Genomic DNA, 11,286 nt, shown 5'->3' on the forward strand with positions numbered 1-11,286 from the left:
TGGTGTAAATGGAGGATATATCAAAATTAAGGGAAGAAATTGATAGTATAGATGAAGAAATTGTAAAATTATTGGAAAAACGTATGGAAATATCATTGAAAATTGGTAAATGTAAAAAACAAAATAATATTAATGTGTTAGATAAATCTAGAGAAAAAGAAATTATTAAAAGTAGAGTGGAATTTTTAAAAAATAATGATTTTAAACAACCTCTTGAAAAACTTTTAAAATTAATTATGGAAATTAGTAGAGAATTGCAGTATAAATAATCATAAACTGAAAAATGAAAAGAGGTGAATTTAAATTGGGAAGTTTATATGGACTTTTAGGTGAAAAATTAAAACATAGTATTTCCCCTAAAATACATTCATTAATATTTAAAGAAGGAAATATACAAGGATATTATCATTTATTTGAAGTAGAAAAAGAAAATTTAGGAAGTGCAGTAGAAGGATTGAAAGCATTATGTGCAAAAGGAGTAAATGTTACTATACCTTATAAAGTTTCTGTAATGGAATATTTAGATGAAATTTCTATTGAAGCAAAAAAAATAGGTTCTGTAAATACAATTTGTTTTAATGGGAATAAAACTATAGGGTATAATACAGATTACTATGGTTTTGGAAGAATGCTTGAGAAAAACAATATTACTGTAGCAAACAAAAGTGCAGTTATACTTGGAAGTGGAGGAGCTTCCAAGGCTGTTTTGCAATACATTTTAGATAAAGGAATAAAAGATGTGAAAATAGTAAGTAGAGATGTTAGCAAAATTAAATGCACACATAAAATAAAGTATTTTAATTTAATAAGCTATGATGAAATTAAATATTTAAAGGGGAAAGACATTATTATTAATTGTACTCCTTGTGGCATGTATCCTAATTTGCAATGTAGCCCTGTGGAAAAAGAAGTTATTTCTGATTTTTCTGTAGCTATTGATTTAATATATAATCCATCAGAAACTCTTTTTCTAAAGTATGCAAGAGAATTAGGTATAAAAGGAGTAAATGGCCTATACATGTTAGTAGGTCAAGCTGTAGCAGCAGAGGAATTATGGAATAATATTAGTATTTCAGTAGATAAAATATATGATAAAATTGTTTAAAAATTTACGAACCTACAGAAGAACAGACTAAATAAAAAAATGAAATGTATGGTAAAATTGTTTAAAAATTAACGCGAGGATATAATATGAAAAATATTAATATAAATAAAAATATAGTGTTAATAGGCACACCTGGTGCTGGTAAATCAACCATAGGAGATATTTTAGCTAAAAATATTAATTTGCCCTTTTATGATGTAGATAGCTATATTGAAAATAAACAAGGAAAAAGTATAAATAATATATTTGAAAAGGGAGAAGAGTATTTTAGAAATATTGAAAGTGAATCCATAAAAGAAATAATTAAAAAAACACCTTCTGTTATAGCAACTGGTGGTGGAGTAGTTAAAATACCTGAAAATATGAAAGTTTTAAAGGAAAATTCTATTATTATATTTATAAACAGACCTGTAGATAATATAGCTAAAGATATAGATGTATCTACACGTCCTCTTTTAGCAGGAAATGTATCAAAGATATACGAACTTTACAAAGAAAGATATGATTTATACAAAAAATATTGTGATTATGAAGTTTTTAATAATAAAGATGTTAATTATGCTATAAATAAAATTTACGATATATTGGAAGTGATATTTTGAAAGTATTAATAATAAATGGACCTAATATTAATCTTTTAGGCATTAGAGAAAAAGGTATATATGGCAGCATAAGTTATAGTGAAATGTGCAAATATCTATATGAAAGTTCTAAAGAATTATCAGTAGATATAGATATAGTTCAAAGTAATATAGAAGGAGAAATTATAAATTTTATACAAAAGGCTTATAATAAATATGATGCTTTGGTAATAAATCCTGGTGCATATACTCATTATAGCATTGCTATATATGATGCCATAAAAGCGGTAAATATTCCAACAGTAGAAGTACATATAAGCAATATACATTCAAGAGAAGAATTTAGAAGAAAGTCAGTAACAGCAGCGGCTTGCATTGGTCAAATATCAGGATTTGGATTGTATGGATATATTATGGCATTAATGGCTTTAATTAAAAATAAAAAAAACATTTGACAAAGTAAGTATTTTAGAATATAATGAATAAAAAATACATTGATAAATCAGTGAATAAGAAGAGTAGGTATGTTTAACAATTCCAGAGAGTTGGGAATGGTGGGAACCCAATATTTAAAAACATATTGAATGGGCTTATGAGTGGAATCCGAAATATGAAATGTAAAGTAGGTGACACGGGCATCTCCCGTTATAGAGATAGGATATCGGAGTTTATTAAAATTTCCCGTATCTGAAAAAGCGGATTGTAATTTCTAAAAATAGTTTATTACAATCAATTGAGGTGGCACCACGGTGAATATCGCCCTCTATGCATGAAAATGTATAGAGGGTTTTTTATTTTTCAAAATATTAGGAGGTGAAATAATGATAAACATAACAAAAGAACAATTTAATAGATATAAAAAAGAAAATATAGTTTTTCCTGTTGTAGTAGAAATTAATGGAGATGAAATTACACCTATAAGTATTTTTTATAATTTAGAAGGCAAAAATAAATTTTTATTTGAAAGTTGTTATAATGGACAAGAATCTGGAAGATATTCATTTATTGGAGTAAATCCTTATAAAACTATTAAAAGTTATGGTGATGAAATTCAAGTTATAGAAAAGGAGGGAATTGAAAAGTTTAAAGGGCAGGTATTGGATTATATTAAAAAGTTTGTAACTGTAGATTATAATTCAAAAGAAATAAATATTCCTTTCACTGGTGGTGCTGTAGGATATGCTGGTTATGATATTGTAAGACAATATGAGAATTTAAAATGTAACAATATTGATGAAATAAATATACCAGAAGCATATTTTATGTTTTATAAAACAATTATATGTTATGACCATTTTAGGCATACTTTATCAATAATTTATAATGTGTTAAAAGAAAGTGATGAAGATTATTACAGCATAATTAATGAAATTAATTTGTTAATTAGCAAAATTAAGATTAAAAATAATATACATGAAATTCCTAAAATAACTGAGGAAAAAGAATTTAAATCAAATTTTAGTGAAGAAGAATTTTGTTCTATTGTAAATAAAGCAAAAGAATATATTAAAAAAGGAGATGTGCTTCAAGTAGTACTATCTCAAAGATTAATAGCTGATTTTAATTCAAATCCTTTTGATGTATATAGAAGACTAAGAAGTAAAAATCCTTCGCCTTATCTTTTTTACATTGATTTTCAGGATTTTCAAGTAGTAGGTTCTTCACCTGAAAGTTTAGTTAGTGTAAAGGGTGATAAAGTTATAACCAATCCTATTGCTGGTACAAGACCTAGAGGTAGAAATAGCGAAGAAGATAATAATTTAAAAAAGGAATTACTTTCAGATGAAAAGGAAATATCAGAACACATTATGCTGGTAGACCTTGGAAAAGAAGATATAGGGAATGTAAGCGAATTTGGAAGTGTTAATGTTGAAAAGTATATGGAAGTAGATTTTTATTCTCGTGTAATGCACATAGTATCAAAGGTTTCAGGTAAATTAAAGAAGGATTATTCCTGCTTTGATGCACTTAAATCTTGTCTTCCAGCAGGCACAGTTTCTGGAGCACCAAAGTTAAGGTCAATGGAAATAATTGATGAACTTGAAAATGTAAAAAGAGGATTATATGCAGGAGCAGTAGGATATTTTTCTTATAATGGAAATATGGATACATGCATTGCTATTAGAACAGTTATTTTTAAAGATAAAAAAGCTTATTTACAAGCAGGTGCAGGAATTGTAAGTAATTCCAATGCTAAATCAGAATATATAGAAACATTAAATAAAGCTTTGGGAGTAAAAGAAGTGATTTAGAAAATTAATATTAATAAAAAAGCAGTGATAATTGATTCAAGTATTGAAAAAAATTATAGAGTGAAAGTATTTAAAATACTTCAATAAGAGAAAATTTTTAACCAATAAATAAAAATAAAAAACTATAAAAGTATAGTTATAAAGAAATTTTAAGATATTTATAAATTTAACATGTAAAAATATATTAAATATGTATTAAAAATCAATAAAAGTAGGTGAGATTATATGAGCGTAATTCAATTAAGGGAAAGTTTACAACAAGTAATTCAACGTAAAGATTTAAGTTTTAATAATGCTTATGAAAGTACATTGAGTTTAATAAGCGGTGAAGTAAGTAATACTGAAATAGGAGCTTTTTTAGTAGCACTAAAATCAAAAGGTGAAACTGTTGATGAAATTGCTGGAATGGCTACAGGAATTCGCGAAAAGGCAGTAAAAATAAACACAAAACAAAAATATGTAATAGATACTTGTGGTACAGGGGGAGATGGCGCAGGAACTTTTAATATTAGTACTACAGTAGCTTTTGTACTAGCTGCAGCAGGAATTGTAGTAGCTAAGCATGGAAATGGCTCTATATCTAGCAAAAGTGGCAGTGCAGATGTGTTAAAAGCTTTAGGAGTTAATATTAAAAATCAAATTAGTGATATAGAAAATCAGTTAAATACTATTGGAATAGCCTTTATATTTGCTCCTAATATTCATCCAAATATGAAATATGTTATGCAAGCTAGAAAAGATTTAGCAATTCCTACTGTTTTTAATGTACTAGGTCCTTTAACTAATCCTGTTAATCTTCAAGCACAAATATGTGGAGTATACAAAAAAGAATTAGTTTTGCCTATGGCGCAGGTGCTTAGAAAACTAGGTAGAAAAAAAGCAGTAGTAGTGCATGGTGCAGGAAACTTAGATGAAATTTCTTTAGCTGGAGATAATTATATAGCATTTTTAAATGAAGATGAAATACAAGAAAATATAATAAATCCAAAAGATTTTGGAATTAATTTAGCTGCTAATTCAGAAATCATAGGAGGAAATGCTTATGAAAATGCACAAATTACTTTAAATATTCTAAAAGGAAAGAAAGGACCTCATAGAGATATAGTATTATTAAATTCAGCTTTAGGTATGATTATTGGTGGCAAGGCTACCAATATAGAGGAAGGTATAGAATTAGCCAAAGAAAGTATTGATTCAGGGAAAGCTTTAGAAAAATTACAACAACTTATTAAGTTTACTAATTTAAATAATTAAATATTTTTTAAGGGAGAAGAGGTTATATGGAAGACTTTTTAACTAGGATTTTAAAGGCTAAAAGATTAGAAGTAAAAAAGCTTAAAGAAAACTTTAATTTTGAAAGAGAGCTATGTAATTTAAATAGAAAAAGTAAAAAATCTTTTATTGATAAATTAAATAAAAGTAATTACATGGGGATAATTGCTGAGATTAAAAAAGCATCTCCTTCTAAAGGATTAATTAGAGAAAATTTAGATCCAGTAGTACAAGGAAAACTTTATGAAAGCTATGGGGCTTTAGCAATATCAGTGCTTACGGATAGAGAATTTTTTAAGGGTTCTTTTGAATATTTGAAAAAAGTAGCTCAATCAACTTCTTTGCCAATATTGTGTAAAGATTTTATTATAGATGAAATTCAAATACAAAAGGCAAAAATTTGTGGTAGTGATGTAATTTTATTAATAGTAGCAGCTTTAGAAGAGAAACAATTATATAAATTATTTAATTTTGCAAAACAATTAGATTTAGAAGTATTAGTTGAAGTTCATAATGAAGAAGAATTGGACAGAGCTATTGAATTAGGGGCTAAATTAGTAGGTATAAATAATAGAGATTTAAAGACTTTCAAAGTAAATTTAAATACTAGTTTAGAAATTGCACCTAAAGCTCTTAAAAATAATATTACTTTAATAAGTGAAAGTGGCATAAAAACAAAAGCCCATGTAGAGAAATTAGCTAAATCTGGAATAAAGGGTATTTTAGTAGGAGAAAGCTTGGTTACTGCAACAAATCTTGAAAGTAAATTTAATGAATTAAAAGTAGTAAAGGAATTTTAGATTATGGTTAAGGTTAAAATTTGTGGTATTAAAGATAGGGAAACAGCTATAGAAGCTTGCAAAGCCGGGGCAGATGCTTTAGGATTTGTTTTTGCCAAAAGCAGTAGACAAATAACAGTAAATGAGGCAAAAAATATAATAGATAAATTACCTTCAAAAGTTGTTAAAATAGGAGTTTTTGTAAATGAATCCTTAGAAAAAATGGAGTATATAGGCAAAGAATGTGGATTAGATTATTTACAACTTCATGGTAATGAGAATCCAGAAATTTGTATTAAATCTAAAATACCTATAATTAAGGCTTTTAGAGTAGCTACTTTACAGGATATAAAAGCAATGGAAAATTACAAAGCTTCAGCTTATTTAGTAGATAGCGGAAAAGGAAAATATTTTGGAGGCAATGGAACTACATTTGATTGGAACATAGTTAAATGTATAAATAAATCAATTAAAACACATGTAATTTTAGCAGGTGGATTAAATTGCAATAATATTCATAAGGCAATGGATATAGTAAAGCCTTATGCTGTTGATGTTAGCAGCGGTGTTGAAACTAAAGGAAAAAAGGATGTAATTAAAATAAGACGATTTATAAAACTAGTAAAGGAGAGATAATTATGGAAAATTATAATATGCCTGATAAAACAGGTCACTTTGGAATATATGGAGGTAGATTTATACCAGAAACATTAATGACATCAGTATTGGAACTTGAAAAATGTTATAGACAGTTTCAAAAGGATGAAGCTATGCAATCTCAGGTAGATTATTACCTAAAGAAATATGTAGGAAGAGAAACGCCACTTTATTATGCTGAAAATTTAACTAAACTATGTGGTGGGGCTAAGATATATTTAAAAAGAGAAGACCTTAATCATACAGGGGCACATAAAATTAACAATACTATAGGACAAGCCTTATTAACACTTCGTATGGGAAAAAAGAAAGTAGTAGCAGAAACAGGAGCAGGTCAACATGGAGTGGCAACAGCTACAGCTGCAGCATTATTTGGACTTGAATGTATAATTTTTATGGGAGAAGAAGATATAAGAAGACAAAGATTAAATGTATTTAGAATGAAATTATTAGGAGCAAAAGTTGTATCTGTTACTTCTGGAAGTAGAACATTGAAAGATGCTGTTAATGAAGCATTAAGATATTGGGTTGCCAATGTGCGTGATACTCATTATATTATGGGTTCTGTACTAGGACCACATCCTTTCCCTGAAATTGTAAGAGATTTTCAAAGTGTTATTGGAAAGGAAACTAAAAAGCAATATTTAGAAGAAGAAGGAAAATTACCAGATGCAGTAGTAGCTTGTGTAGGTGGAGGAAGTAATTCTATGGGAATGTTTTATCCATTTATAGAATGCAAAGATGTTAAACTCTATGGTGTAGAAGCTGGAGGAAAAGGAGTGGACACTACAGAACATGCTTCTACTATGGCTAAAGGTAAAGTAGGTGCATTGCATGGTTCTATGATGTATTTACTTCAAGATAATGATGGACAAATTCATGAAGTTTATTCTATTTCAGCAGGTTTAGATTATCCTGGTGTTGGTCCTGAACATTGTTATCTAAAAGATACAGCTAGAGTAAAGTATGATTCTATTACGGATAAAGAAGCACTGGAAGCATTTCAAACATTATCTCAAGTAGAAGGCATTATTCCTGCTTTAGAAAGTGCTCATGCAGTAGCTTATGCTATGAAAATTGCTAAAAATATGGGAAAACATGAAGGCTTAGTAATTTGTTTATCTGGTAGAGGGGATAAAGATGTACAAAGCGTATCAAAAATATTGGAGGTAGAATAAAAATGGGAGTATCAAGAATAAATAAAGCTTTTAAAAATTTAAAATTACAAAATAAAAAAGCTATTATACCTTATATAATGGCTGGAGATAAAGGAATGGAGTTTACTGAAAAACTTGTTTATACTTTAGAAAAATTAGGAGCTACTGTTATTGAAATAGGTGTTCCATTCTCAGATCCAGTTGCAGATGGACCTACTATTCAAGCAGCAGGCAAAAGAGCTTTAGAAAAAGGAGTAAATATTAAGCAAATATTAGATTTAGTTAAAAAAATTCGAAACAATTCATCTATACCTATAGTTTTAATGACTTATTTGAATCCAGTGCTTCAATATGGCGTTGAAGAATTTTGCAATAAGTGCAAAGAAGTTCAATTAGACGGATTGATTATACCAGATTTGCCTTTAGAAGAGTTAGAAATTGTGGAGCCTTTTGCAAAAAAAGCTGAATTAGCTATTATACCTTTAGTGACTTTAACTAGCGGTAAAGAAAGAATAGAAGTAATTTGCAGAAGAGGTGAAGGCTTTATTTACACCGTTACAGTAACTGGAGTAACAGGAGCTAGAAAAGAAATGGACAGTGATTTAACTAAACTTCTTAAAGAGGTTAAATCTATTAGTAAATTACCTGTAGTAGCGGGATTTGGCATATCCACTAATGAGCAAATTAAAGAAATTACTAAATATGTAGATGGAGTAGTAGTAGGAAGTAAAATTGTAGATTTAGCTTATAGAGAAGATTTTAATGGAATAGCTGAGTTAATGGGAAATTAATATTAACAAAATAAATTTAATAATTATTCCATATTAACTTATAGTTAAATTTTTGATAATATATTCAACTATGCATCCATTGGTATAAGGATAGCATTAAGTTATACTAAGTGTATAAGGTCTTATAATAAAATTATGGAGTGGTAAATTATGAATAGATTATCAATAGGTGAAGTTATTTTTGAATTAAGAAAAGAAAAGGGTATTACTCAAGATCAATTAGGGAATTTTGTTGGAGTATCAACAGCAGCGGTATCAAAATGGGAAAGTGGAATTTCCTATCCAGATATAACTATGTTACCAGTACTTGCAACTTTCTTTAATGTTTCTATAGATAAATTATTGAATTTTAAAGTAGATTTGTCAGATGAAGAAGTTATGAAAATATTTAGTGAATGCGAGGCTATATTTAGTAAAGGTGATTTATATGAAGCAATTAATAAAAGTAAGGAATATGTATTAAAGTATCCCACAAGCTATTATTTAAAACTTAGAATAGGATTTTTATTTAATGTGTATTCATGGAAAGAAAATAATGAAAAAAAACGTATGGATATTATAGCTTTTTCTATTAAATTATTTGAAGATGTAGCTAAAAATTGTACAGAAATAAAAATTGTTGATCAAGCTTTATTCCAACTTGGAGCTCTTTATCAAGTAATAGAAGAAGAAGATAAGGCTATAGAAGCTTTAAATAAAATTTCTAAAAGCGAACTTGAAACAGATATTGTACTTGCAGGTATATACATCAAAAAAAATAAATTTAAAAAGGCTAGAGAGTTGCTTCAAACTAAACTTTATAAAAATATAAATGAAATAACTTTTGTGTGTATGGGATTAGCTAATTCATATATTAAAGATGAAAAAAATTTAAGTATGGCAGAAAAATATAATAATCTATCTATTAATATAAAGAAAGCTGTTTCTTCTAATAAAGATTCAGTGTTAAGCTTATCAATGGAGTATTTAAATTTTGCTGAAAATTACTTGAAATTTAATGAGAAAGAAAAAGCAATTAAAATGTTAAAGAATATGGTAGATGATATAAAAAATAATGACATTAATAAACCAGATAAATTTAGAGACATTTGGTGCTTTAATGAAGTTCCAAAATCAGAACGTACAATAACAATGAATTTATATGAGAATATATTTAAAGTTTTTGAACAACCAGTATTTGATTCAATTAGGGAAAGTGAGGAATTTACAAGGATTATAAATGATTTAAAAGATTTGGAGAAAAAATCATTAAGCTAAAAATAATTGAGAATGAAGTTAAAGGAGAATCCCTAGTAATAACTAAAAATAATCTGTATAAAAATAATAATACAGTGGCATTAAAGAGAGTTTGTAAATAAGTCATTTCATTAAAACACTCTAAGAATAAAAAATAAAAAAACTCCTACCCAATTTATGCACCGTCCTTGGTGCGGAAATTGGCTCATCACGTCCTGTGATGAATTACGGAGTTTTTTTATTTTTTATTCTAAGAGTGTCTAAAATTCATTCTAATTATTTACAAACTCTCTTTAATGCCACTGTATTATTTTTTTTATACAGATTATTTTTAGTTATTACTAGGGATTCTTTTTATATTTTAGATTATTTATTGTGATAAAACTTCCATAAGAACTCCGTCAGCAATCATATATAAATTAAATAAATAATCATTATGTAAAAAGGTTTCTTTAAGAGCAGTTTTAGCTGTAGTCCAACCTTGCCCATCTGTAATCCATATAAAAGGTATATCTTGAGAATTTAAAAGATTATATAATTCCTTATATTCTCCAGCAGTTGCCTTTAGTTTTGAGCCACCAGAACTATAATAATTAACTTCCATTAAGAATAATTTTTTATTGGAAGTTAATATAGCAAAATCAAAGCGTCTATCTATTTTATCTACTTGTATTTCTATATTCCATTTATCATAAATTTTATTTTTAGTAGCTTGAGGAATATATGAAAGATTATATTTATTACTTAAATTTATAATATAATTTTCTATTAGACTTTCCATAGCAGTGCCTGTCCTATTTTTTCGTGCATTGGTATCCATTCCTACTTCTATTCCTTTGCAGTAGTCAATAATATTAGAAATATTTTTATTTATAAAAAGATTCCTTAATCCTGTAAGCTTAAAGAATTTTAAAAGTTCTTTGGATAAATCTTCATTTATTTTTACTTTGGGATTAAATAAGTCTTTTTTTATTGAAGCAGATAGTGTATTTATATCATCTATTATAGGTAAGGAAGAGAGCTTTTTATATCTAAGGGCTATTAAAATACATAGACATTTTCTTGTTTGGGGATATTTCTTTAATAAATTTATAAATTCCTCATTTAGATTATTTTTATCTACAGTTAATAGTGAATTTAAGACTTCTAAGTCTTTTTCTACATTTTTTACATTTGTAATTGCTTTATCAAAATCTACAAAGTAATTCCAAGTAAAAATACTATCTTTTAACGTGTCTATTAAAAAATTAAATACCTTATTAGGTGAATTAAGATTTTTTTTAATATAGTAATTTGTGTTTTTCATAATTACCTCCTGAAATTAAATATAGTTCTGTTAAGTTATATGAACATTGCTTCCCCTCAACCTATGAAATATAATAGATTTACCATAAAAATATTACCTCCCAGAAAGGAGAGAGGAAACAATGAACAAAGCTAATAAAAAAATCACCTG

12 protein-coding genes and 1 other annotated feature are annotated in these 11,286 nt (G+C 27.3%); of the genes, 11 read left to right on the plus strand and 1 reads right to left on the minus strand.

The window, feature by feature from the left end:
- Window positions 1-8 precede the first annotated feature (8 nt).
- The 11 genes from CLOACE_RS06640 (at window position 9) to CLOACE_RS06690 (ending at window position 9,851) form a co-directional block, all read left to right on the plus strand.
- On the plus strand, window positions 9-269 hold the full coding sequence (locus CLOACE_RS06640) for a chorismate mutase (RefSeq protein WP_070110324.1): 261 nt from the start codon (window positions 9-11) through the stop codon (window positions 267-269).
- Window positions 270-304: 35 nt separating this feature from the next.
- Window positions 305-1,105 (plus strand): shikimate dehydrogenase, encoded by an 801-nt coding sequence (gene aroE / locus CLOACE_RS06645; protein ID WP_101495399.1) that lies wholly within the window; start codon window positions 305-307, stop codon window positions 1,103-1,105.
- An 86-nt stretch (window positions 1,106-1,191) separates the two neighbouring features.
- Entirely contained in the window at window positions 1,192-1,707 is a 516-nt protein-coding gene (locus tag CLOACE_RS06650; protein WP_070110326.1) for a shikimate kinase, read from the plus strand.
- Window positions 1,704-2,141: a type II 3-dehydroquinate dehydratase gene (gene aroQ, locus CLOACE_RS06655; protein WP_070110327.1), complete on the plus strand. Its 438-nt coding sequence runs from the start codon at window positions 1,704-1,706 to the stop codon at window positions 2,139-2,141. The genes CLOACE_RS06650 and aroQ overlap by 4 nt, the downstream gene beginning before the upstream one ends.
- Window positions 2,142-2,182: 41 nt before the next feature.
- Window positions 2,183-2,453 (plus strand) — a binding site (T-box leader).
- Window positions 2,454-2,507: 54 nt separating this feature from the next.
- The gene (gene trpE / locus CLOACE_RS06660; RefSeq protein ID WP_070110328.1) at window positions 2,508-3,938 is read left to right on the plus strand and encodes an anthranilate synthase component I; all 1,431 of its coding nucleotides are present in this window, start codon (window positions 2,508-2,510) and stop codon (window positions 3,936-3,938) included.
- A gap of 225 nt (window positions 3,939-4,163) precedes the next feature.
- Window positions 4,164-5,192, plus strand: coding sequence for an anthranilate phosphoribosyltransferase (gene trpD, locus CLOACE_RS06665; RefSeq protein WP_070110329.1), 1,029 nt, complete (start codon window positions 4,164-4,166; stop codon window positions 5,190-5,192).
- Window positions 5,193-5,218: 26 nt separating this feature from the next.
- Window positions 5,219-6,010 carry an indole-3-glycerol phosphate synthase TrpC gene (trpC, locus tag CLOACE_RS06670; RefSeq protein ID WP_070110330.1) on the plus strand — a complete coding sequence of 264 codons (792 nt, stop codon included), beginning with the start codon at window positions 5,219-5,221 and terminating at the stop codon, window positions 6,008-6,010.
- A 3-nt stretch (window positions 6,011-6,013) separates the two neighbouring features.
- Complete coding sequence (locus CLOACE_RS06675) at window positions 6,014-6,625, plus strand: phosphoribosylanthranilate isomerase (RefSeq protein ID WP_070110331.1); 612 nt, start codon at window positions 6,014-6,016, stop codon at window positions 6,623-6,625.
- A 2-nt stretch (window positions 6,626-6,627) separates the two neighbouring features.
- Window positions 6,628-7,824 (plus strand): tryptophan synthase subunit beta, encoded by a 1,197-nt coding sequence (trpB, locus tag CLOACE_RS06680; protein WP_070110332.1) that lies wholly within the window; start codon window positions 6,628-6,630, stop codon window positions 7,822-7,824.
- A 2-nt stretch (window positions 7,825-7,826) separates the two neighbouring features.
- Window positions 7,827-8,594: a tryptophan synthase subunit alpha gene (gene trpA, locus CLOACE_RS06685; protein WP_070110333.1), complete on the plus strand. Its 768-nt coding sequence runs from the start codon at window positions 7,827-7,829 to the stop codon at window positions 8,592-8,594.
- 150 nt (window positions 8,595-8,744) lie between these two features.
- Window positions 8,745-9,851, plus strand: coding sequence for a helix-turn-helix domain-containing protein (locus CLOACE_RS06690; RefSeq protein ID WP_070110334.1), 1,107 nt, complete (start codon window positions 8,745-8,747; stop codon window positions 9,849-9,851).
- A 349-nt stretch (window positions 9,852-10,200) separates the two neighbouring features.
- Here CLOACE_RS06690 and CLOACE_RS06695 read toward each other — a convergent pair whose 3' ends face one another.
- A complete protein-coding gene (locus tag CLOACE_RS06695) occupies window positions 10,201-11,136 on the minus strand; it encodes a type II restriction endonuclease (RefSeq protein WP_070110335.1) in 936 nt (311 codons plus the stop codon).
- Window positions 11,137-11,286: the final 150 nt, after the last annotated feature.

This window comes from Clostridium acetireducens DSM 10703 (assembly GCF_001758365.1).
Classification (GTDB): domain Bacteria; phylum Bacillota; class Clostridia; order Clostridiales; family Clostridiaceae; genus Clostridium_C; species Clostridium_C acetireducens.

What these genes read in the sequence shown, in the direction of transcription:
- trpB (WP_070110332.1), top strand. Translation starts at nt 6,628, where the DNA reads ATGGAAAATTATAATATGCCTGATAAAACAGGTCACTTTGGAATATAT.
- trpA (WP_070110333.1), top strand. Translation starts at nt 7,827, where the DNA reads ATGGGAGTATCAAGAATAAATAAAGCTTTTAAAAATTTAAAATTACAA.
- CLOACE_RS06695 (WP_070110335.1), bottom strand. Translation starts at nt 11,136, where the DNA reads ATGAAAAACACAAATTACTATATTAAAAAAAATCTTAATTCACCTAAT.
- trpC (WP_070110330.1), top strand. Translation starts at nt 5,219, where the DNA reads ATGGAAGACTTTTTAACTAGGATTTTAAAGGCTAAAAGATTAGAAGTA.
- CLOACE_RS06640 (WP_070110324.1), top strand. Translation starts at nt 9, where the DNA reads ATGGAGGATATATCAAAATTAAGGGAAGAAATTGATAGTATAGATGAA.
- trpE (WP_070110328.1), top strand. Translation starts at nt 2,508, where the DNA reads ATGATAAACATAACAAAAGAACAATTTAATAGATATAAAAAAGAAAAT.
- trpD (WP_070110329.1), top strand. Translation starts at nt 4,164, where the DNA reads ATGAGCGTAATTCAATTAAGGGAAAGTTTACAACAAGTAATTCAACGT.
- CLOACE_RS06690 (WP_070110334.1), top strand. Translation starts at nt 8,745, where the DNA reads ATGAATAGATTATCAATAGGTGAAGTTATTTTTGAATTAAGAAAAGAA.
- CLOACE_RS06650 (WP_070110326.1), top strand. Translation starts at nt 1,192, where the DNA reads ATGAAAAATATTAATATAAATAAAAATATAGTGTTAATAGGCACACCT.
- CLOACE_RS06675 (WP_070110331.1), top strand. Translation starts at nt 6,014, where the DNA reads ATGGTTAAGGTTAAAATTTGTGGTATTAAAGATAGGGAAACAGCTATA.